The following is a 20245-nucleotide window of genomic DNA, read 5'->3' on the forward strand; positions in this document are numbered from 1 at the left end:
CCTCCCCGCCCATCCCCCATCGGCGAGCAAGCGCCATGCGCCGCCGCGCCGTGCGCGGTGGGCCTCACGCCGACACCCCGCTCATCCGGTCGATGCGCTTGCGCAGGCTCACCACGCGCGGCAGCCCTGGCCACAGCTGATCCGCACGCGCCAAGTCACGCAGCGCGACTTCGAGCGCCGCGTCGCGTCCGATCACGCCCGTGCGGTCGAGGGTGTCGGTGGCGCGCTCGGCCAGCAGGTCTGCGAGGATGACGCGGGCGTTGCGGTGCGTGTCACACAGCTCGAGTGCGCGCTCCGCGTCGGTGATGCGCAGTCCCAGCGTCTTCCCCATCTCGGCGCGAAACACCAACATCTGCGCTACCAAGGAGGCGTATGGCAGCGCGGCGCGGTCCGCCGACACACGCACTGCGGCGTCGTCCACCACCGCGCGCAGCGTCTCGCACAGGTGCGAGAGAGCCTCCCAGCGTTTGGCCTTGTAGAGCGACCAGCCTGTGCCCATGGCCTTCTCCAGCGCGAAGAGCGCGATGTACCAGTCGTTTCCGGACCACGCATACAGGCGCGCTGCGTCGGCGAGGACGGCGCGTTCGGCGTCCGGACCGCGAGGATCGGCCTCTGCCTGAGCGAAACGATCCGTCAGGGTCGCGAGGCTGGCGTCCAGCGCCCGCCGGGTCAGTCGCTCCGCCTCGCGGCGAAACCGGTCGCACATCTCGTCCGTGACCGCGGCAGGAAAGGCGTGGGTGCCGACCGCGCGCAGGCGCTCGAGCCCTACGCGGGCGCTGGCGGTGTGCGCCTCCACGCCGGCCGCGAGGTGCGCCCCTTCGCGAAGGATCGGCGCGAGCGCGGCTCCCGCGATGGCTTCGTCCAGCTCGGCGCGGCTCAGCGCTCCGCCCGCGACGCGCTCCGCCAGCGCGCGCAGGTAGTCGCTCTCGCAACACAGCAACGCCCAGCAGTCGACGGACCGCAGCATCGGGCTGGGGTCGGGGCCGCGCGCCGCCTCGGCGACCGCGCCGTGGAACAGCGCGAGGTGGTGCAGCAGCCGCGGCGACCTCGCGGTCTCGGTCGAGGCGTCGAGCAGCGCGTCCAAGGCGTGCGTGTCACCCTGCCGCGCGCGGACGACCGCGTCTCGGCCCGCGCTGGTCTGGCTCAGCTCGGCGAGCAGCCCAGCGGCTCGTGCGGGCAACGCCGGTGCTTCATCGGGTGCCGCCGCGCGCCCCGTGCGCACCCGGAAAGCGCGCTCCAGCACCTGCTCGTCTTCGAGCCGCTCGAGGAGCGCACGTTCGGCGGTGCCCAGCACGTGCCTATCATTCCCAGGCGCGGCGCCGTGGTCAACGGCGCCGGCTGGACTTTGCGCGGACACGGGCTGCGATGCGGGCCGCACGACGGAGCGCGACCTCCCGGGCGCGGATCAACCTCAGCCGAACGCGCCTGCAGCCTTCAGGGCCGCGACCTCTTCGTCGCTGAAGCCGCCTTCGCGTAGCACGTCGGCGCTGTGCTCGCCCTGCTTGGGCGCCAGCCCCGTCGCGGCGGGCGCCACGGGGGTGCGGGCTTGCTTCACCATGCTGCCCTTGTGCGTCGGCCGCTCCACCCACACGCCGCGCGCGTTGAGGTGTTCGTCCGCCATGACCTCCTCGGGGGTCAGCACCACCTCGAGGCAGCAGTCGTGCTCGTTCGAGAAGGCCTCCCACTCGTCGCGCGTGCGGCTCGCGAAGATCTCGGCCAGCTTGGCCTTCCACTCGGCTTGCTTGGGGCCCGGCATCTGAGCGCGCATGTCGAACGGGAGGCCCACACCCTCGCAGAAGGTCTGCCAGAACTTCGGTTCGAGTGCGCCCAGCGACACCGCCTGGCCGTCCTTCGTGGCGTATGTGTTGTACGGGGCCGTGCCGCCCAGCAGGACGTCCTGCCCGCGCGGCAGCTGGAAGCCGCCCACCGTCGCGCCGAAGCCCGTGTGCGCCAGGCACAGCGCGGCCTCCGTCATGGCGATGTCCACGAAGCGCCCCTCGCCCGTCCGGGCACGCGCGTGCAGCGCCGCGAGTACGCCCACAAGCGCGAAGAGCGCGCCGCCGATGTCGGCCATCTGCACGCCGGGGGGCTGTGGCGGTCGGTCGGAGGGGCCCGTGTAGCCGAGCACGCCACCGCGCGCGAGGTAGTTCAGGTCGTGGCCGGCGCGCTGCGACAGCGGGCCGTCCTGGCCGTACCCCGTGATGGCGCAGTAGATGAGCCCGGGGTGCACCTCGCGCAGCGTCTCGTACCCCAGCCCCAGGCGGTCCATCACGCCCGGGCGGTTGCCCTCCAGCACGATGTCGTACTGGGGGAGCAGCCGCAGGAACGCCGCGCGTCCAGCCTCGGTCTTGAGGTCCAGCACCAGGCTGCGCTTCCCGCGGTTGGCCCAGTGGAAGAGGGTGCTCATGCCGTCGTCGGCGAGGGGCGGCGTGATGCGCAAGAAGTCTCCGCCGCGCGGGTCTTCGAGCTTGTCCACCTGCGCGCCGAGATCGGCGAGCACCATGGAGCAATAGGGGCCGGGGAGCAGGCGTGAGATGTCGAGCACCTTGACGCCTTCGAGCGAGCGGGATTCGTCGTTCATGAGGTCTCTTCTGGTCGGGGGGAGGGAGCGGTGGGCTCAGCCGATGATGGCGGGGAGCTTGATGGCGAGCATCGCGTTGCCCGTCACCTGCACCACTCCCGACGTGAAGTGGTTCATCGCGCGCGCAGGGTGGTCGCTGATCTCGCGCCATGCGTCATGGGTCATGGTCAGGATGCAGTCGGCTCCCTCGGCTTCGCCTTCGATGACGCGTGGGTCGTCCTGGAGCGCGATGGACCACGTGCCGCCCCCCTCGCCAGTGATGCGAAACACGAACGTGGCGCCGATCTGGCGCGCGCGCTCCGGGTTCTTGGCGATGCGCTCCGGGATGTCGCGCGTGAAGGACGTGGTGGCGTCTGGCATGAATCGGCGCTCCTGCAGGAAGGTGGTCGCGTACCGCGGGCTCCCGTGCCTGTCAACGCACAGCCGCAGCCGTGGACTGCCGAGGGGAGAAACGTTCGGGCGTGCGTCGCGGGCCGTCTCAGGCGTCGTCGAGGTCGTCCGCCAGGTAACTGAGGATCACCTCGTCGAGCGACTTCTCGCTCACGAGGTCTCCGCCGAAGATCGACCCCGAGGGCTGCGGGCGACTCGCGGGAGCGGGGGCAGCGGCGACGGCGGCCGGCTTGCGCGTGGCGGCGTAGAGGTTCTGCGGTGCCGGGCGGGAGTCGCGCGAGCCCTCGAGCTTTGCGGCGGCGGCGTCGAGCGCTGCGAAGTCGACCGGCGTGGCGGGGCTCGGGCGGGGTGCACTCGCGCTGACCCCTGCGGCCGCAGCTTCGGCCTCCTCGGCTTCGTCCCATTCGCCGTCGCGCAGGCCGATGAACATCGCCTTGTGCTGATCCTTCATCAGCTGCTTGACGAGCGTGGCGAGATCGTCGGACCCGATCAGGTGCGAGTAGGATGTCTTCTTGGACGCGACGATGCGCCCACCATCCGCAAACAGGTGCGTGATGATATGAGGACGGTTGACACCCGAGTCCTCGGTCTGGATGTGGTACAGCTTCCCCTTGTGTCGAACGTTGGTGTTGTACCCAACTAGGGGGCTTTGGCCCTGTGCCATTCCGCCGATGCTAGACCAATTCGGTCCGCTCTATCAAATCGCAAACGAAGATTTCGCAGCACTTCGCATGAAAACCGTCGATCGATCCACCCTCGAGGCCACGACACACACAGGCGCACGGGCTCCCACGCCGGTCAAGGGGCGCACCAAGGCGCGCATCGAGCCGCTTCTCGTGCGCCCGGGCGCCCGCTACCGCTGCTTCGGCGACGGCCTGTGTTGCATGGACATCCACATGATCGGGCCCCTCGAGGAGGACGAGGTGGTGCGTGTCACCGAGTTCCTCGAAGGCTCCGCCGTCTGGGACGAGACGCAGGAGGACTACGCGCTGTGTACGGCAGCGGATGGCGGCTGCGTGTTCCTCGAGGCCGATCTCCGCTGTCGCATCCACGCGGACCACGGGCCGGAGCAAAAGCCCGAGGGGTGCCGGCGCTTCCCTATCGGGCTCACGGCCACGCCCTACGGCGGCCGCGTCACAACCGAGCACCGCTGCCCCTGTCGTACGATGGGCGATCGCCCGCCGCTCGAGCCCGAAGCGGCCGCCCCGTCGCTGTGTGACGACGATGGACACCTGTTCGAGGACCGGCGCGTCAAGCGCGTGCGTCTCACGCGCAAAGGCAAGAAGGTCTCGTTCGAAGAGTGGCTCGCGGTGGAGCGGCCGTTGCTGGCCGAGCTCCAGAAGGGCAAGGCTCCCTGGACGGTGCTGGGGGTGGACCCGTTCCCCAGGCTCAAGCGCCGCACGTGGCGCGACGTCGCGCGTGAGTTGATCGAGGGGCGCGACGGGTCCCGCTACGGTACCGCCAGCGCGTGGTTCGGCGACGCCATCCTCGTGCTGCAAGAGGGCGCGCGTCCGCGCACGCCGGGGCGGCCCTGGGCCGCAGCGTTCGATCGTGCGCAGGCACGCAGCACCACGCAGCGGCTGCCGCGGCAGGTCTATGCCGACTTCGTGGCCGACGCGATCTGGTCCCTGCGTTTCTCGGAGTTCGCGTCCTTCGACGTGGCGTGCGCCGACTGGGCCACTCGGCTGGCCATCGCGCGTCACTGCGAGAAGCTCATCCGCGCCGAAGGCGTGAGCGCGGAGCGGGCCGCGGCGGAGGCCCTCACCATCATCGAGGTGGTGGGCGAGGCCGAGGCCTGGCGCGACGTCGTCTCCAAGCACATGCGGCCGTAGGGAAACGTCACGCGCCACGCGCCGGGTCGCGGGCCACCCCGCGGTGCTCAGGTCGCCGCCGGTGGGGCGCTCGCGTCCGCCGGCTCGGCGGGGACGCCCGTGAGGAGCGCAGGCGAACCGTGCTCCTCCGACGCGTCCAGGAAGCGCACACGGCCTGTCCCGACGTCGTACATGGCGCCGACCATGATCACCCGGCCAGCGTCCAGCAGGGCGCGTACGGCGGTGCTGCGCGAGCGGATGACGTGGATGGTGCGCTCCACGTTGCGCTCGGCGTAGCCGTCGACCAGCGCGCCCTTGCGCTCGGAGTCGGCCAAGGCCTCGGGGTCGGGGTGGTCGTCGCCCATCGCGGCCTGGATCTCGTCCACCAAGACGTCGATGTGCTCGCAGTCCGTCGCCTCTGCGGCCGTCTGACCGCTCGCCCGCAGGGACACGGCCGACGTGACGGCCCCGCACTGCGTGTGGCCCATGACCACGATCAGCTTGGCGCCCGCCACCTTGCACGCGTACTCGATGCTCCCGAGCACCTTCTCGCGCGCCACGTTCCCGGCGATGCGCACCGTGAAGATGTCGCCCAGCCCCGCATCGAACACCTGCTCGACGGGCGCGCGGCTGTCGATGCAGCTCAGGATGACCGCCAGCGGGGCCTGGCCTTGCGCGGTGTGCCGCAGCTGATGCTTGAAGTCGCGCGTGAGCGAGTCGCCGCGTTGGAAGCGTTGGTTGCCCTCTTCGAGCAGCGCGAGCACGTCGCCTGGCGTCATGGCGTCGCGCACCTCGGAGGTCGAGTACGCTTCGTAGTTGATGCCGCGGTTGAGCGCCGCGTACGGGCCCTGGAAGCCTATGCCGCTGACCCCCACGCCTCGCGCGACCGCGGTGTCTTGGACGAAGTCGCGAATGAGGTCGACGATGTCCGGGTCGATGTAGTCGGTCTGGCGCGCGTCGAGCAGCAAGTGTCCACCGCTCGGGACCGCGCGCATCGCGCGCTCGAGCGCGGCGCGGTTCAAGAAGCTCACCTGGTTGGCCAGCTCGATGCGCACCACGTCGCCGCTGACGTGCTTCTCCGTGTACTGCTGCACGGGGCGCCGCAAGTTGCTCCACAGGATGAACAGGGTGGCGCCCAGCAGGCCAATCATCACGCCCACGAGCAGGTCGGTGAACACGATGAAGACGATGGTGATGATGAACGGCAGGAACTGCTGGGGACCGTCCGCCCACATCTGCCGGAACAGGGCGGGCTTGGCGAGCTTGAACCCCGTGTGCATCAGGATGGCGGCCAGGCAGGCGAGCGGGATGGTGTTCAGGACCTTGGGGATCAACAGCACGGACACGGCGAGCAACACGCCGTGCGTGAGGGTGCTCAGCTTGGTCTTCACGCCGGAGTTGATGTTGACGCTGCTGCGCACGATGACACTCGTGACCGGGATGCCACCCACCAGGCCGGCCACCATGTTGCCGAAGCCTTGGGCGATGAGCTCACGGTTCGGGGGCGAGTGTCTGCGCTCCGGGTCGATCTGGTCCACGGCGTCGAGGTTCAGAAGGGTCTCGAGGGTCGCCACGATCGCGAGGGTGACGGCGGCGAAGTAGACTGCCGAGCTCCCGAGGATGGACCAGTCCGGAAACGCCAGCAGCGAGAGGGCGTCGGAGGGGGTCTCTGCCACCGGGACGCGCACCAGGTGGTTGCCGCCCAGGGTCCACGAGCTCCCCAGCGCGCCCAGCACCGCGTTGGCGCCGACGCCGAACACGACGACCACCAGCGCGGCCGGGAGCGGGCTGCGCTCGAGGAGCTTCACGTGTCCCCACGCCAGCAAGATGGCGAGCGACGCCACGCTGATGAGGACGGCGGCCGGGTGGATGTCGAAGAACGCCACGATCAGCTCGGTCAGCGACGTCTCGCCGTCGGGCTGCTGGAACGACATCTCGCCCTCGGGGTCGTTGTCGTGCCCCAGGATGTGCGGCACCTGCTTGAGGATCAGGATGATGCCGATGGCCGCGAGCAGCCCCTTGATGACGGCGTTTGGGAAGAACGAGGCGATGAAGCCGGCGCGCGCGAACCCGAGACCGACCTGGATGACGCCGGCGAGCACGATGGCGACCAAGAACGCCTCGAACGAGCCCAGCGTCGCGATCTGCGCGGCGACGACCGCCGTCAGGCCCGCGGCGGGGCCCGCGACGCTGGTGTGCGATCCGCTGATGGCGCCGACGACGAGGCCGCCCACGATGCCGGCCAGCAAGCCCGAAGCCAAGGGCGCGCCCGACGCGAGCGCCACCCCGAGGCACAGGGGCAGGGCCACGAGATAGACGACGGTGCCGGACACGAGGTCGCGACCTGCGAAGCGGAGAGACGGTGCGTTCATCGGTCCTTCCCAGCGGGGGCGAGAGACCAGGGTACACACCCAGGTCGCGCGCCGCGACCGTCGATGCGCCGCTGCGCGTCGTGGTCGGGCGTGTACGCGCGGCCGTCCTCAGTGCGTCGGGGCCTTGCGTCGCTCGGGCTTCGCGCTCTAGCCTTGGCCCATGCGAACGTTGGTGGCGCTCTCGTACTCTCCTTGGTCCGAGAAGGCGCGGTGGGCACTGGACCACCATGGGGTGGCCTACACGTACAAGGAGTACAAGATCCTCCTGGGGGAGCCCCAGCTGCGCATCGCCACGCGCAACGCGACGGGTAAGGCCACCGTGCCGGTGCTCTTCGACGACGGTGAGGTGCTGGGGGAGAGCTGGGACATCGCGCATCGCGCCGAGGCCGTGGGGCGTGGGCCCACGCTGTTCCCGGAGCCGCACCGTGAGGCGATTCGCGCATGGCACGAGCGCGGCCAGGACGCGTGCGCGTTGGCTCGGGTGGGGCTCATCGAGAAGATTCGGCAGGACCCGGAGGCCATGCGGGCGCAGATCGACGCGGGCGTGCCGCGCGGCCTGCGGCCCCTGATGTACCCGAGCTCGTCGCTCGTGATGGCCTGGTTCGCGAACAAGCACCACGGGGCGTGTCCGGGAGACGGCGCTGCCCTGCGCGACGCGTGCCATGCGCTGCGGCGAGGGCTCGCGGGGCGCGAGCACCTGTTCGACCAGCTCACGTTTGCCGACATGGCCATGGCGGTCATGCTGCAGTTCGTGCAGCCCGTCTCCGACACGTTCATCCCGCTCGACCCGCGCACCCGCCGCGCGTGGGAGGACCCCGCGCTCGCGCGCGAGTTCGCGGACCTGCTCGAGTGGCGCGACGGTCTCTACGCGCGACACCGTGGGCAGCAGGCCCAGGCTGCGACGTGAGCGCCAACGCCGCGGGCGACCGGGAGGCGCTGGACGCTCCCGACGACACGGCTGCGCTCGGCGCACAGCTGGGTCGCGTGCCGCGTGGGCGGCCAGACGTCCTGGTGAGGTGCACGCTGCGCCTGCCCGTCGTGGTGCGCATGCCCCCGGTCCTCGCCTCGGGAGAACCGTTCCCCACGCGCTACTGGCTCACGTGCCCGCTGCTGCACCGGCGCATCGCGCGTCTCGAGGGGGCCGGCGAGGTGCGGCGCATGGAGGCGCTGCTCGAAGCCGATGCGTCACTGGCCAGCGCCATGCGTGACGCGCACACCCGCTATGCCGCCGAGCGCGACGCGCACGTGGACGATGGCGTCGCGCACCCGCCGGCAGGTGGGGTGGCGGGGATTCGCCTGGATGAAGAGGGGCGTGCCGGGCTGAAGTGCCTGCACGCGCACGCCGCGGACTTCCTCGCCGGACACGAGAACCCCGTCGGAGAGCGTGTCGCCTCGCAGACGCTGCCCGCGGACTGCCCGCTGCCGTGTGTGCACGTCGGCGCGGCGGGCGTCTGGGTGCGCAACCCGGAGTGGCGCGAGCCGTCGTTGGCCGAGCCGTAGCCCGACTCAGGGCACGTCCGGCTGCAGGTGGGACTCGCCCGGGAAGGTCGCGCGGTACGCGCCCGTCTCCAGGTCCAGCACGCGCGCGGTGTCGTCCGCCACGATGAGCAGCTGTCGTCCGTTGCGGCTGAGCACCGACATGAGCGGCGCGTCGAGCCCCCCGTCCCAGCGCACCTGGAGCTGACGCGTGTGAAGCCCCCAGACGCTCACGCTGCCGTCGCCGCACACGCTCACGAGCCGCGCGCCGTCGGGCGTGAAGAGCACGTCGATGACGGCCTCGGTGTGGCCTGCGAGCTCGCCACGGGGGGCTCCGGAGCGGGCATCCCAGAGGCGCACGCTCGTGTCGTCCGAGCCTGTCGCGACCAGCGCACCGTCGCGGCTGAACGCGGCGCCGTGTACCTCCTCCGCGTGTGTCAGCGTGTGACGTGCCGCGCCCGTGCGCCCGTCCCACAGGCGCACGGTGCGGTCGTCGCCCCGGGTCGCCAGCTGTGTTCCGTCAGCGCTGAACCAGACATTGGTCACCGGCGCGGTGTGTCCAGCGAGCGTCGCCATGCGGGCACCGGTGCGCGTGTCCCAGAGAGCGGCCGTGCGATCCTCGCACGCGGTCGCCAGGCGTGTTCCGTCGGGGCTGAACTCGGCGGTCCACATCAGTCCGGAGTGGCCCGAGAGCGTGGCGTGCAGGGTGTTGTCGCGGGCGTCCCAGATCGCCGCCATCCCCGCGCTTCCGGCGCCCGCCAAGAGTGAACCGTCGGGGCTGAAGGCCACGGTCCACAGGCCGCCGGCAGGGCTGTGCAGCGTGCTGTGGGCTGCACCCGTGCTCGCCTCCCAAAGCATCGCGGTGCCGTCTTCGCTGCCCGTGGCGATGACCGACCCGTTGGGTGCGAAGGTGACCGCGTTGACCTCGTCCGAGTGCCCTTCGAGCACCGCGACCAGCGCCGCGGACGCGACGTGCCACAGGCGCGCCGTTCCGTCTTCGCTGCTCGTGACCACGCGCTCCCCGTCGGGGCTGAACGCGGCGCCGGTGACTGGGGCGGTGTGCCCGCCGCGGGAGCCCAACAGGTCCACAGGAGGTGGGTCCCGTCGCGTGGGGGCGACCTCCACGGCGGTTGGGTGTGTGGGGGCCGCCCCACACCCCATCGTCACGACTGCGAGGGCGAGCCTGGAGGCGGCGGCAACGCACCGGGTGGGCGCCGCGCGTGGCCGCCGGGGCTGACCTGTGAATTCGAGCCCGCTGCTCGAGCGCGGGGGCACGCCGTTCACCCCAGCATGTGCCGGGCGACCCGGATGACCCACACCAAGATCGAGGTCACCGAGAGCAGGATGGCCCACTTCTCGGCGTGCAGCGCCTCGAGCGTGTCCAGCACCGGACTGCCGCGGTAGAAGCCGACCGCCGCCACGGGGATGGTGAAGAACGTGACGAAGAACAGCATCACCCCGAAGGGGTTGGCGCGGGTGGCACCCGTGAACTCGCCACGCACCATGTGCGAGAAGCTGGTGGTGAGGCCGCAGCCGGGGCAGGGGATGCCCGTCACCACCAGGAACCCGCACGGCGGCAGCCCCAGCTGTTGGTGCGTGCCCATGCCCTCCGGCGCGGGGGTGAGCTGGGTGGCGGTGACGACCACCGCGAGTGGGATGACGCCCAGCACGAACCAGCCAAGCCGAGAGACCCAGGTGAGCCGGCGGGCCTGACCGGCGCGTGCCGCGCTCGTGGTCGGGAACGCCGCGACGGGGGGCTCAGGGGCTTCATCGCTGGGCGCGGCGGACGGCATCGGGTCGTGCACGCCACGACCATCACCCCGTGGCCGGCGCGCGTCAAGGGCTCGACCTCGCGCGAGCCCGCGCGTACCTTGCGTCCCGATGGTCGACCCGCGGACGGACGAAGAGCTGATGCGCGTCTACTGCGCGGGCGACGCCGTGGCGTTCGACGTGCTCTTCGAGCGCTACGCCGACCTGCTGCTGCGCGTGGCGCGCCGGCACCTCGAGACCGAGGACCAGGCCCGCGACGTGGTGCAGGAGACCTTCGTCCGGGTACACGCGGCCCGCTTCGACTTCCGCACGGACGCGCGCCTGCGCCCTTGGGTGCTCACCATCGCCATGAACCTCGTGCGCGAGCACTGGCGCCGCACCAAGCGCCGCAAGACGTCCGTGGACGACACGCTCGACCGCCGCGCGGCCCCCGCCGAGGAGCAGGGGCCCATCGAGACCCGGCAGCGGGCCGAGGCCCTGCACGCCGCCCTGCGCCGCCTGCCGGACTCCCAGCGCGAGGTGGTCGAGCTGCACTGGATCCAGGAGCTGCCCTTCGCCGAGGTGGCCCGAATCGTGGGAACGAGCGAGGGCGCCGTAAGAGTTCGGGCCCATCGCGCATACAAGACGCTGAAGGAGCTGCTGCAGCTGGAGCTTGGCCATGAGTGAGACCGACGAGAACCCCCTTCCCGACGAAGAGCTGCGCGCCTTCGTGCGCTCCGCTGGGGTGTCCTCGGCGGCGAGCGGCGATCCGGCGGGCGACTCGTCGGCCCTCGCCGCGCTGCGAGAGCGGGTGCAGGCCGGGGTCGCGGCCGAGGAGCGGCGCCCCCTCGCTGGGCTCCGTCAGCGTCCCACCTGGCAGCGCGCTCTGGTCGGGGTGGCCGCCCTCGGTACGCTCGTCATGACCACGTGGGTCGCGATTCCCCGCACGGACCTCGCCAGCTACCCCGCGTGGCGCCTGGCCCTCGAGCTCTCCGCGTATGGCGCCGCGTTCGTGCTGTGCGCGCTGGTCGCGCTGCGTGGGGCTCACCTGCCGGCGTTGCCCCCGTGGAAGACCTACGGGCTGTCGGGGGCAGCCGTGGCGCTGGTGGCGCTGGTGGGTCTGCTCCCGGCGCCCCACGCGCACGACGAGCACGTCTCGCGCGGCGTGGCCGAGCTGCTGAGCCCGTGCGGGCTGGTGGGCGCCCTGGTGGCGCTGCCCGTGTACCTGCTGGTGCGCCTGCTGGATCGCGGGAGCTCCCTCTCGGCCGTGGCGGCGGGCACGGCGGCGGGCTTGGCCGGAAACACGTTCCTGCAGATGCACTGTGCCAACACGGGCACCGCGCACATGGCTCTCGGGCACGCCATGGTGGTGGTGTGGTGCGTGCTGGGTGTGCTGCTGGCGCGGCGGCTCGAGCGCGCCTGATCGCCGCGCTGTGACCCGAGCGGCCTGGCTCGTGGAACGCGAACGTTGGCCCGTGTGCGCGACCCGCGGGGCCCCCGGTGCAGACCGTTTCGTGGAGTTAGTCCACTAGGTTGACTTATTGTGTCTTGTCGATATAGTCCACCAAGTAGACCATTTTCTGGAGGCCCCATGCCCGTTCTCCCCGCTCCGTCTGACTGGACCCACGAGCTCCCTCACGCCCGGTTCCGTTCCCTCGCCACTCCCGCGCGCGGCTCGCGCGAGACGAGCGTCTGGCGCGTCTGGCTCGCGCCCGGCGTCGACGGAACGCCGCACCGCGTGACGCGCGAGGAGGTCTTCATCGTGCTCGAAGGCCGTGTCGCGTGCGCGACGGAAGGGTCGACGCAGTTCGCCGCCGCTGGGGACGCCATCGTCACCCCGGTGGGCGTCGACTTCACCATCGCTGCCGTGGGCGACGCGCCGGCGGAGCTCCTCTGCTGCCTCCCGGTCGGAGGCCAGGCGCAGTTCGGATCCGGCGAGCCCTTCACGCCGCCCTGGGCCGTGTGACCCCGTGAGCTCCATCCCGCTCGCCCGATTGTTCGCGATGGGTATGAACACGCTCGTGACCGGCCTGCACGCACGCCTCGCCGAACGCGGCTTCCCTGACGTGCGGCCGGCGTTCGCGTTCGTGCTGCTCGCCGCGCGTGACCGCTCGCTCACCGGCAACGATGTCGCCGAGCTGATGGGAATGACCAAGCAAGCGGCCTCCAAGCTCATCGATGCGATGGAGGCCGAGCACTTCGTCAGCCGCAAGCCGCACCCTGCGGACGCCCGCGCGAAGGTGCTCCAGATCGCGCCGAGGGGGCGTCGGCTCCTCGCGACGGCAGAGTCCATCTATGCAGAGCTCGAGGACGAGTGGGCCGAGGTGCTCGGGCGCGCGCGCGTGGACGCGATGCGCAGCGATCTGACAGAGGTGCTCCTCGCGACCAACGACGGGGCGCTGCCGGCCATTCGCCCGTCCCGCTAGACTGTCCGTCTGCACCGACCGTCGAGCCGCGAACGGCCTCCTCGGCAGCACGGGCACCAGCATGCGTGGGCGTCACCGATCCATTTGGGAACGGAATGCGCCGACGAGGTGTTCCGCAGGGGTCCGTGGCGACGAGGCGCGCAGCCGCCTCCTCCCCCTGGGCATCCGCACACCAGGAGCATCGCCATGCCCGAGACCCTGAACACCCGTCCCTTCGACCTCCTCTCGCCACTGCTCGACGTCCTCTGGGCGGACGGCCGCATGTCGTTCGCGCAGGTGCGCGCCGTGGACGAGGTCGCCTCCCTCTTGGGGGTCACGGACGTCGCCGCGCGCATCGCGAGCCTGACCTCGGAGTTCGACGACGCTTTGCCGCCCGCGCCGATTCGCGCCGTGGCCTACGCGCTCGCCGTGTGGGTGGCGGCCTCCGACGGCCGCATCCACCCCGACGAGCGCCGCGTGCTGAACCACTTCGAGCGCTACTGGGACCTCGACGCGGACGTCGCGCAACGCACGCGCCGCCTGGCCCTCGGCATGGCGCGGGTGGGCGCTGGTCGTCCCACGCGCACCCAGCTCGAGGCGCTGATGCGCGCGGCGCGGCAGCTCGCCACGGAGCACACCCGCACGGCCCACGGGGACCCGCCGAGCCTCGTCCCGTCTGATCCGCTCTCGCTGAGCGCGCTCCATGCGCTGCACACTCTCGGCGCTACTCCGGGAGGCGCGCGCGGAGCGAGTACAGCAGCGGGAGGCGCGGTGTGCCCGTAGGCGGGCGGAAACAGCCGTCCGCGTCCCGCCGCATGAACGGCCAGCGGGCGAACGCCGTGTGGTCGAACTCGTGGAACAGCTCGAGCTGCAGCCCCTCCGACAGCAGCGCGCTCAGCACGTCGGAGATGGGGTGCCGGAACTCCACGGACACGTTGGCCACCGTCTCCGCCCCCTGGTCGGCGTAGGTCCCGGGCTCGTCCCAGACCTGACCGTTCGGGTCGTGGAAGTAGTCGTGCCGGACCGTGAGATCACCCGCGTCGAAAACGTCCGTCAGCGGGTGGCACTCGACCAGGTACAGGCACCCGCCAGGCTTCAACAGCGACCGGACCACGCTGGCCCAGCGCCGGATGTCGTGGAGCCAGATCAGCGCGCCGATCCCCGTGTACACGATGTCGTAGCGCCGACCGAGCGCGGCGGGCGCGTCGAACACGTCGGCGCACACGAAGCGGGCGTCGAGCCCCGCCTCACGCGCCAACGCGAGCGCAGCGTCCACGGCGGGTTGGGAGAAGTCGAGTCCCGTGACGAGGGCTCCGCGGCGAGCCCACGACAGCGTATCGAGGCCGAAGTGGCACTGCAGATGGACCAGCTGCTTCCCTTCGACCGAGCCCAGCTCGTCCGCTTCGAACGGCTGGAGCGAGCAGCGACCGCCCCTCCATCCCGCGACGTCGTAGAACTCGCTCGCGACGTGGATGGGGACCCGCTCGTCCCACATTCGCTTGTTCTGCGCCTGGTAGCTCATGGCCTGGTGCTCTAGGGCCCGCTCAGCGCGCGTCCAGCGGGGGGCGCTCAGCGCGACTTGCGCCGTGGGTCTCCCGGCTCAGGCCGTCGAGCCTGCGCCTCCCGACGCGCCCGCGCCTGCTCGACGCGTGCTTCGTGCTCTTCCAGACGCCCGAGACCGACGCTGGCCGTCTCGCGGATGATCTCACGCAGCCCCTCGTCGTCCACTTGAGACAGCGCCCGCAGCAGCTCCGGGGTGAGCGCCGCGCGACGCGGCGGGGGCACGGGCGGGGGGCGCTCGAGGCTCGGGATGCGCGCCACCTCGGGCAGCGGCCCCACACGAAAGCGCAGCTCCCGCACGTTGAGCGAGGGAGCCTTGGCGCGCACGCCGCGCAGCAGGTCCTCCTTGAGGAAGCTCAGCTCCTGCGCCCAGACGGGGCTCTTCACATGCACCAGCAGCGTGCCGCGCTGAAAGCGCACGGGCTGCGCGTTGAGCGCCACGCGCGGCGGCACGGCGTCGTTCCACCCGCCGAACACGCGCGCCTCGTCGAACTGCTCCTTGCCCGGGTAGACGTTGCGCAGGGTCTGGTCGAGCGACTCGAGGCTGCCCACCCGCCGCGTGCGACGTCGCGCGATGCGGCGCTTGGGGAGCTTGCCGTCGGCCGGAGGCGGGGTGCTCATCGGCCGCTCAGAGCGACGCGCGGTAGAGGGCCAGCATGTCCTCTTCGGTGCACTGGCGAGGGTTGCTGGCGTGGCAGCCGTCCGCGAAGGCCAGCTTCGCCAGGCGCGGCAGGCCGGCTTCCGCGACGTCGGCGGCGTCCAAGCCGTCGGGCAGGCCGACCTTCTTGCGCAGCGAGCGCACGGCGCCCGCGCACTCGAAGGCGAGCGTCTCCTTGTCTTCGCCGCGCGCGCCGAGCAGGCCCGCGATGCGTGCGATCTTCAGCGGCACGGCACCGCGGTTGAAGTCCAGCACGGCCGGCAGGCAGAGGGCGTTGGCGAGGCCGTGGTGCATGCCGTTCTCGGCCGAGAGCGGGTGGGCCAGCGAGTGACACGCCCCGAGCCCCTTCTGGAACGCGACGGCGCCCATCATGGCTGCCTTCAGCATGGCACCGCGCGCCTCGAGGTCATTGCCGTCCTGCACGGCGGTCTGGAGGTGCTTCGCGATGAGCGCCACGCCCTCGAGCGCGATGGCGTCCGCCATGGGGTGGTCGCCCTTGGCGCAGTAGGCCTCGATGCAGTGCGTGAGCGCGTCCATGCCGGTGGCGGCGGTGGTGCGGGGCGGCAGCGCCACGGTGAGCACGGGGTCGAGGATGGCGACGTTGGGGATGAGCGAGGGCGCGAAGATGACCGTCTTGCGGTTGGTGGCCTGGATGGTGAGCACGCCGCTGCGGCCCACCTCGCTGCCCGTGCCTGCCGTGGTGGGGATGGCGATCATCGGCGGGAGCGGGTTCACGATGCGCTCGCTGCCGTTGTCGGCGTCGTCGTACAGGGAGAGCGGCAGCGGGTGTGTGGCGGCCACGCGGATGAGCTTGGCCACGTCGAGCGGGCTGCCCCCGCCGAGCCCGACCACCATGTCGGCTCCCGAGGAGCGGTAGGCCTCGACCGCGCTCAGCACCTCGGACTCGAGCGGGTTGGACGAGATGCCGCTGTACACACTGTGCCCGATGCCGGCAGCGCCCAGGAGCGTCGCGACCGTCTCGACCATGCCGGCCGCGACCACGCCCGCGTCGCTGACGATGAGCGCGCGGGTGGCCTTGAGACGCGCCGCCTCGATGCCGACCTGATCGACCGAACCAGCCCCGAAGAGGACGCGCGTTGGAAAGCTCCACACCTCAGTCATGACGGCCGTTTTACTCCTTGTGGACGATGCGCGCCATGAGCGACGCGAGGGCGGCCTCGGGGCCGAGGGTCCCGCCCACCAGGCCCGCGATGGCCGCGAGGATGGGCGCTTGGACGTTGGTGAGTTCGGCGAAGCGTGCCATGCGCGGCGCGAGGCGCACGCCCTCGACGTGCACGCCGAGCTGCTCGAGCGCGGTCGAGACCGAGGTGCCCCGAGCGAGCTGCTGCCCAAGCAAGAGCTCGGCGCGCCCGTCTCCCGCGACGCAGGCGACCAGGTCGCCGAAGCCCGCGAGCCCCGCGAAGGTGTGCGTGGAGGCGCCCATTTTCACGCCGAGGCGCGTGGCCTCGGACATGCCGCGCGTGCACAACACCGCCAGCGCACCGGGGCCTACGTCGAGCCCCTGCGCGATGCCGACGGCAATGGCGAGCACCCCCACCGACGCGCTGGCCAGCTCCACGCCGAGCAGGTCGGGGGTGTCGTACAGGCGCATGCTGGGGCCGCCGAGGGCCGCGCGCACGGCCGCGGCGACCTCGGGGAAGGGCGTGCCGATGACGGCGCCGCCGGGGATGGTGGTGGCGAGCGACTCGGGGACCAGCGGCCCCGCCAGCGCGCCCACGCGGCGGCAGGCGGTCAGCGCGCGCAGGCGCTCGCTGAGGGTGACCAGCGCGGGCGCTTCCAGCCCGTCGTCGAGCGCGGCCAGGCCGCGGCTGACGTGTACGAGCATGTGGCGGCCATCGAGGTGCGCGTCGAGGCGTGTGGCCAGGTCGTCCACGATGGGGCTGGGAACCGCCAAGAACAGCAGCGACGCGTCGCGCAGCGCGGCCAGGTCGGACGTGCTGTGCACGACACCTCCGCCAGCCGGCGTCTCGATGGGGTTGGCGGCGCGGGAGTAGTGCAGCACGGTGCCCGCCGAGCGCGCCACCGCGAGGGCCAAGGAGCGCCCGAACTCACCGCCGCCCACGACCCCGACGCTGGCCGCTTCGGTACCCGAAGATCCGAGACGACTCGCCTGCGAAGGGGCGCTCATCGGGACGCTCCGAGGCGCGAGATCTCGAGGGCGGCGCGTTGGGTGGCGCTGTCCGTGTCCGCCGCGAGCTGCGTCGCGAACGGGACCACGCGGTTCTGGTAGTAGATGAGCAACGTGGGATCCTCTGCGCTCACGTACTGACCCACCTCGCGGGCCGCGATGCGCTTGTGGTAGCCGAGCCAGACGCGCAGGGCGCGCGTGATGAGCGCCTCGGCGTCGGATGTGCGCACCATCTGGCTGACGCGCACCACGCCCCGCTGCTCGAGCTGCACCAAGCCGGCGCGCACCTGCTCGACCTCGCGCTGTAAAAGCGCGCGCTCGATGGTGATGTCGCCGCGCAGGCGCAGGCGGGAGAAGAGGTCCACCGACGGCGTCTCGCGCACGAAGTGCCGGAACAGCGCGTGGGCCACGACGTTGGTGGTCATCAGGACGGTGTCCGACAGGAAGCGCGCCGAGAGCACGTCGCCGAGCTCGCGCGTGTAGGCCTGGTCACGCGCCACGTCCAGCGTGGGCTCCCCCTGCCGCAGGACGTAGCTGCCGGGGTCGATCACGCGGCCGTTCGGGCTCAGGGAGCGCCCTTCTTCGTCGACCGGGTTGCCGAAGGGGTCGAGCGGTGCGCCGAAGCGGATCACGCACGCGGCGCGCTGGTCGCGCAGCCGCCGGAAGAAGTCGTACCAGCGCTCGATGCGCGAGAACTCGTCGTCCGTGATGATGAAGCGCGCCTGCCCCTCTTCCTTGAGCCAGTCCTCCACCAGCGCCTCGGCCTCGAGCACCAGCGCGTAGTTGATGGTGGTGGGCACGATGTAGACGCGCCGGTCGATGCCCTGCACCTGGTTGCGCGAGAAGGCCTCCACGGCGGAGCCGAGCAGCCCCAGCTTGAGGCGCTGCTCGATCAGCCCCGAGCGCGAGCGTGTCCCGCCCGGGAAGAAGAGCGAGTGGTAGCCGCGCTCCACCATCACCGACGCGTAGGCCTTGAGCACGTCCTTGTAGAGGTGCGCACGGACGCGCCGGTCGACGCGGTACGCGCCCAGGTTGTGCATGCCGAACGCGATGATGGGGTTCGTGAAGAGGTTCTTGCCCGCGCCGTACACCACGGGCGCCAGCCCTTTGCGCTCCAGCGCTTGGGCCAGCACGATGGAGTCGAGGTTGGACGAGTGCGTGGGCACGTACACGAGCGTGCCGTGCGCCTGGAGGCGCCGCAGGTGCGACACGTCCCCCTCCACCGTGAGCAGCTCGTCCACCGCGCTGCTGCCGGAGGTGAGGTCTCGCGGAACACGCGAAGGCTGCATGATGGCGCTCAGCAGCTTGGGGCCCGCCGCCGTCGCCATCTCGAACACGCGCGGGTCGAAGTTGCCCGCCACGTCGCGCGCCATGCGCTCGGCGATGGTGGACAGGATGCGCTGCTTGTCGGCGTCGCTCATGCGGGCGATGCCGCGGCTGATGCCCTTCCAGAATCCGAGCGACTCGCGCGTCTCCTCGTCGCGCTGCGAGGTGAGCCGGCGCACCTCGTGCAGCGCCGCGTCGTTGAGCATGAGCTCCACGCTGCGTGGGTCTCTGTCGTGCTTGCCCGCCACGCGCGAGACCACCTCGTGGATGATGTCGTCGCGCTCCCCGTTGAACCAGTACACTGCGGGGGCGTCGGGCGTGGGCACGTACGGCCGAAGCCGCGGGAGGCGCAGGGGGCGCTCGGAGAAGCGGCGTCGCAGGGCCATGTCAGACGGCCTCGAAGTAGCGGCGCAGCTCCCACGTGCTGACCGCCTTGCGGTACTCGCGCGCTTCCCAGTCGCGCGTGCGCACGTAGTGGTCGACGAAGCCCTCGCCGAGGATCTGCTTGGCGGCGTCGCTCCCGCGCAGCGCGTCCACGGCATGCTCCAGTGTGGGCGGCACGGGCCTGCCCTGCGTGCTGGCGTCGCCGTGCGTCTCGGGGGGCAGCTCGAGGCCCTGCTCGATGCCGTAGAGGCCGGCGCCCAGCGAGGCGGCCATCGCGATGTACGGGTTGATGTCGGCCCCCGTCTGGCGAAGCTCGAGGCGCGTCGCGGACGCGCTGCCGCCGCTGCCCGTACCTCCGACGACGCGCACCATGCTGGTGCGGTTCTCCGCGCCCCAGCTGGCGGTGATGGGCGCCCACACGCCGGGCACGTAGCGCTTGTAGCTGTTCACGAAGGGCGCGTAGAGCGCGGTCATCTCGGGCCCGGTCGCCAGCATGCCCGCGAGGTACTGGCGGGCGAGGGGGCTGAGGCCGTGTTCTGCCTTTGCGTCACCGAAGAGGTTGGTGCTGCTCGTGGAGTCCCACAGCGACTGGTGCAGGTGCCCGCTCGACCCGGGCAGCGCCGCGTTCCACTTGGCCATGAAGGTGACCATCAGGCCGTGCCGCGCGGCGATGAGCTTGAGCGTGGTCTTGAACAGCGCGGCCTTGTCCGCGGCAGCCAGCGCGTCGTCGTAGGGGATACACGCCTCCCACACGCCCGGGCCCGTCTCCGTGTGCAGGCCCTCGAGGGGGATGTCGTACGCGCTCAGCGTGTCCAGCACGTCGTGCACGAACTCCGCGTGCTGCCCGGCGCGCACCAGCGAGTAGCCGAACATGCCCGGGCTTAGCGCCTCGAGCCCGGCGTAGCCCTTCTGCTCGAGCGTCTGCGGCGTCTCCTTGAAGACCCAGAACTCGAACTCGGCGCCGAATTTGGGGTGCAGGCCCCGGGCCTCGGCGCGCGCGATGGTGCGCTTCAGCAGCGAGCGCGGGCAGGCCGGGTGGGGCTTGCCGTCCTGCGTGTGGAAGTCCACCAGGAAGTGCGCCGTGTCGGGCTCGTAGGGCAGCACACGCAGCGTGCTCGTGTCGACGCGGGCGAGGGCGTCGGGGTAGCCGCTGTGCCAGCCCGTGACCGTCGCGTTGTCGTAGAGCGCGTCCGTGATGTCCCAGCCGAAGATGACGTCGCAGAAGCCGAAGCCCTTGCCCGCCGCTCCGGGCAGCTTGTCGACGTGCATGAACTTGCCGCGCAGGAGGCCGTCGACGTCGAAGCCGCCGACCTTGACCTTGCGCAGGCCGCGCTGGGCGAGTGTCTCGAGGAGGTCTGCCGTCACGGCCGCGAGGGTAGCACCA

21 protein-coding genes are annotated in these 20245 nt (G+C 71.4%); 8 read left to right on the forward strand and 13 right to left on the reverse strand.

What is annotated here, in order from left to right; genetic code table 11:
• Positions 1-64: 64 nt before the first annotated feature.
• The 4 genes from H6726_10290 to H6726_10305 form a co-directional block, all read right to left on the reverse strand.
• Positions 65-1294 (reverse strand): hypothetical protein, encoded by a 1230-nt coding sequence (locus H6726_10290; GenBank protein ID MCB9658026.1) that lies wholly within the window; start codon positions 1292-1294, stop codon positions 65-67.
• A gap of 117 nt (positions 1295-1411) precedes the next feature.
• Positions 1412-2581 carry a CoA transferase gene (locus H6726_10295; protein MCB9658027.1) on the reverse strand — a complete coding sequence of 390 codons (1170 nt, stop codon included), beginning with the start codon at positions 2579-2581 and terminating at the stop codon, positions 1412-1414.
• 36 nt (positions 2582-2617) lie between these two features.
• Positions 2618-2941: an SCP2 sterol-binding domain-containing protein gene (locus H6726_10300; protein MCB9658028.1), complete on the reverse strand. Its 324-nt coding sequence runs from the start codon at positions 2939-2941 to the stop codon at positions 2618-2620.
• Between the two features lie 118 nt (positions 2942-3059).
• Positions 3060-3635: a hypothetical protein gene (locus H6726_10305; protein ID MCB9658029.1), complete on the reverse strand. Its 576-nt coding sequence runs from the start codon at positions 3633-3635 to the stop codon at positions 3060-3062.
• 67 nt (positions 3636-3702) lie between these two features.
• Here H6726_10305 and H6726_10310 point away from each other — a divergent pair, with 67 nt between their 5' ends.
• Positions 3703-4803: a YkgJ family cysteine cluster protein gene (locus tag H6726_10310; GenBank protein MCB9658030.1), complete on the forward strand. Its 1101-nt coding sequence runs from the start codon at positions 3703-3705 to the stop codon at positions 4801-4803.
• 47 nt (positions 4804-4850) lie between these two features.
• On the opposite strand, the gene H6726_10315 is transcribed toward H6726_10310, so the two are convergent.
• Positions 4851-7154 carry a bifunctional SulP family inorganic anion transporter/carbonic anhydrase gene (locus tag H6726_10315; protein MCB9658031.1) on the reverse strand — a complete coding sequence of 768 codons (2304 nt, stop codon included), beginning with the start codon at positions 7152-7154 and terminating at the stop codon, positions 4851-4853.
• A 160-nt stretch (positions 7155-7314) separates the two neighbouring features.
• Here H6726_10315 and H6726_10320 point away from each other — a divergent pair, with 160 nt between their 5' ends.
• Positions 7315-8061, forward strand: a complete 747-nt coding sequence (locus H6726_10320) for a glutathione S-transferase domain-containing protein (GenBank protein MCB9658032.1) — start codon at positions 7315-7317, stop codon at positions 8059-8061.
• Entirely contained in the window at positions 8058-8654 is a 597-nt protein-coding gene (locus tag H6726_10325) for a DUF501 domain-containing protein (GenBank protein ID MCB9658033.1), read from the forward strand. The genes H6726_10320 and H6726_10325 overlap by 4 nt, the downstream gene beginning before the upstream one ends.
• 6 nt (positions 8655-8660) lie before the next feature.
• Here H6726_10325 and H6726_10330 read toward each other — a convergent pair whose 3' ends face one another.
• Positions 8661-9755: a WD40 repeat domain-containing protein gene (locus tag H6726_10330; GenBank protein ID MCB9658034.1), complete on the reverse strand. Its 1095-nt coding sequence runs from the start codon at positions 9753-9755 to the stop codon at positions 8661-8663.
• A 155-nt stretch (positions 9756-9910) separates the two neighbouring features.
• Entirely contained in the window at positions 9911-10234 is a 324-nt protein-coding gene (locus H6726_10335; protein ID MCB9658035.1) for a DUF2752 domain-containing protein, read from the reverse strand.
• Between the two features lie 277 nt (positions 10235-10511).
• Between H6726_10335 and H6726_10340 the strand changes: the two genes are divergently transcribed.
• The 5 genes from H6726_10340 (at position 10512) to H6726_10360 (ending at position 13567) form a co-directional block, all read left to right on the forward strand.
• Complete coding sequence (locus tag H6726_10340) at positions 10512-11066, forward strand: sigma-70 family RNA polymerase sigma factor (GenBank protein MCB9658036.1); 555 nt, start codon at positions 10512-10514, stop codon at positions 11064-11066.
• Positions 11059-11802 (forward strand): DUF1109 family protein, encoded by a 744-nt coding sequence (locus H6726_10345; GenBank protein MCB9658037.1) that lies wholly within the window; start codon positions 11059-11061, stop codon positions 11800-11802. Before H6726_10340 ends, H6726_10345 begins: the two co-directional genes overlap by 8 nt.
• A 168-nt stretch (positions 11803-11970) precedes the next feature.
• Entirely contained in the window at positions 11971-12345 is a 375-nt protein-coding gene (locus H6726_10350) for a cupin domain-containing protein (GenBank protein ID MCB9658038.1), read from the forward strand.
• Between the two features lie 4 nt (positions 12346-12349).
• Complete coding sequence (locus H6726_10355; protein MCB9658039.1) at positions 12350-12805, forward strand: winged helix-turn-helix transcriptional regulator; 456 nt, start codon at positions 12350-12352, stop codon at positions 12803-12805.
• A 186-nt stretch (positions 12806-12991) separates the two neighbouring features.
• The gene (locus tag H6726_10360) at positions 12992-13567 is read left to right on the forward strand and encodes a TerB family tellurite resistance protein (GenBank protein MCB9658040.1); all 576 of its coding nucleotides are present in this window, start codon (positions 12992-12994) and stop codon (positions 13565-13567) included.
• Here the strand turns inward: H6726_10360 and H6726_10365 are convergent.
• The 6 genes from H6726_10365 to H6726_10390 are packed head-to-tail and all read right to left on the reverse strand — an operon-like array spanning position 13509 to position 20130.
• Positions 13509-14306 carry a class I SAM-dependent methyltransferase gene (locus H6726_10365; protein MCB9658041.1) on the reverse strand — a complete coding sequence of 266 codons (798 nt, stop codon included), beginning with the start codon at positions 14304-14306 and terminating at the stop codon, positions 13509-13511. The two genes, H6726_10360 and H6726_10365, sit on opposite strands and share 59 nt — an antisense overlap.
• Before the next feature lie 47 nt (positions 14307-14353).
• On the reverse strand, positions 14354-14965 hold the full coding sequence (locus tag H6726_10370) for a DUF721 domain-containing protein (protein ID MCB9658042.1): 612 nt from the start codon (positions 14963-14965) through the stop codon (positions 14354-14356).
• 7 nt (positions 14966-14972) lie between these two features.
• Positions 14973-16124: an iron-containing alcohol dehydrogenase gene (locus H6726_10375; protein MCB9658043.1), complete on the reverse strand. Its 1152-nt coding sequence runs from the start codon at positions 16122-16124 to the stop codon at positions 14973-14975.
• A 10-nt stretch (positions 16125-16134) separates the two neighbouring features.
• A complete protein-coding gene (locus H6726_10380) occupies positions 16135-17151 on the reverse strand; it encodes an NAD(P)-binding domain-containing protein (protein ID MCB9658044.1) in 1017 nt (338 codons plus the stop codon).
• Complete coding sequence (locus H6726_10385; protein ID MCB9658045.1) at positions 17148-18863, reverse strand: 1-acyl-sn-glycerol-3-phosphate acyltransferase; 1716 nt, start codon at positions 18861-18863, stop codon at positions 17148-17150. Before H6726_10385 ends, H6726_10380 begins: the two co-directional genes overlap by 4 nt.
• A gap of 1 nt (position 18864) precedes the next feature.
• Positions 18865-20130 (reverse strand): glutamine synthetase, encoded by a 1266-nt coding sequence (locus H6726_10390; GenBank protein ID MCB9658046.1) that lies wholly within the window; start codon positions 20128-20130, stop codon positions 18865-18867.
• Between the last annotated feature and the right edge of the window lie 115 nt (positions 20131-20245).

The sequence above is a fragment of the Sandaracinaceae bacterium genome (assembly GCA_020633055.1).
Lineage (GTDB): Bacteria > Myxococcota_A > Polyangia > Polyangiales > Houyiibacteriaceae > JADJJE01.

Bases quoted from the DNA above. Each gene is read 5' to 3' on its own strand.
- H6726_10295 (MCB9658027.1), bottom strand. From the start codon at position 2,581: ATGAACGACGAATCCCGCTCGCTCGAAGGCGTCAAGGTGCTCGACATC.
- H6726_10300 (MCB9658028.1), bottom strand. From the start codon at position 2,941: ATGCCAGACGCCACCACGTCCTTCACGCGCGACATCCCGGAGCGCATC.
- H6726_10305 (MCB9658029.1), bottom strand. From the start codon at position 3,635: ATGGCACAGGGCCAAAGCCCCCTAGTTGGGTACAACACCAACGTTCGA.
- H6726_10310 (MCB9658030.1), top strand. From the start codon at position 3,703: ATGAAAACCGTCGATCGATCCACCCTCGAGGCCACGACACACACAGGC.
- H6726_10315 (MCB9658031.1), bottom strand. From the start codon at position 7,154: ATGAACGCACCGTCTCTCCGCTTCGCAGGTCGCGACCTCGTGTCCGGC.
- H6726_10320 (MCB9658032.1), top strand. From the start codon at position 7,315: ATGCGAACGTTGGTGGCGCTCTCGTACTCTCCTTGGTCCGAGAAGGCG.
- H6726_10335 (MCB9658035.1), bottom strand. From the start codon at position 10,234: ATGGGCACGCACCAACAGCTGGGGCTGCCGCCGTGCGGGTTCCTGGTG.
- H6726_10340 (MCB9658036.1), top strand. From the start codon at position 10,512: ATGGTCGACCCGCGGACGGACGAAGAGCTGATGCGCGTCTACTGCGCG.
- H6726_10345 (MCB9658037.1), top strand. From the start codon at position 11,059: ATGAGTGAGACCGACGAGAACCCCCTTCCCGACGAAGAGCTGCGCGCC.
- H6726_10350 (MCB9658038.1), top strand. From the start codon at position 11,971: ATGCCCGTTCTCCCCGCTCCGTCTGACTGGACCCACGAGCTCCCTCAC.
- H6726_10360 (MCB9658040.1), top strand. From the start codon at position 12,992: ATGCCCGAGACCCTGAACACCCGTCCCTTCGACCTCCTCTCGCCACTG.
- H6726_10365 (MCB9658041.1), bottom strand. From the start codon at position 14,306: ATGAGCTACCAGGCGCAGAACAAGCGAATGTGGGACGAGCGGGTCCCC.
- H6726_10370 (MCB9658042.1), bottom strand. From the start codon at position 14,965: ATGAGCACCCCGCCTCCGGCCGACGGCAAGCTCCCCAAGCGCCGCATC.
- H6726_10375 (MCB9658043.1), bottom strand. From the start codon at position 16,124: ATGACTGAGGTGTGGAGCTTTCCAACGCGCGTCCTCTTCGGGGCTGGT.
- H6726_10380 (MCB9658044.1), bottom strand. From the start codon at position 17,151: ATGAGCGCCCCTTCGCAGGCGAGTCGTCTCGGATCTTCGGGTACCGAA.
- H6726_10385 (MCB9658045.1), bottom strand. From the start codon at position 18,863: ATGGCCCTGCGACGCCGCTTCTCCGAGCGCCCCCTGCGCCTCCCGCGG.
- H6726_10390 (MCB9658046.1), bottom strand. From the start codon at position 20,130: ATGCACGTCGACAAGCTGCCCGGAGCGGCGGGCAAGGGCTTCGGCTTC.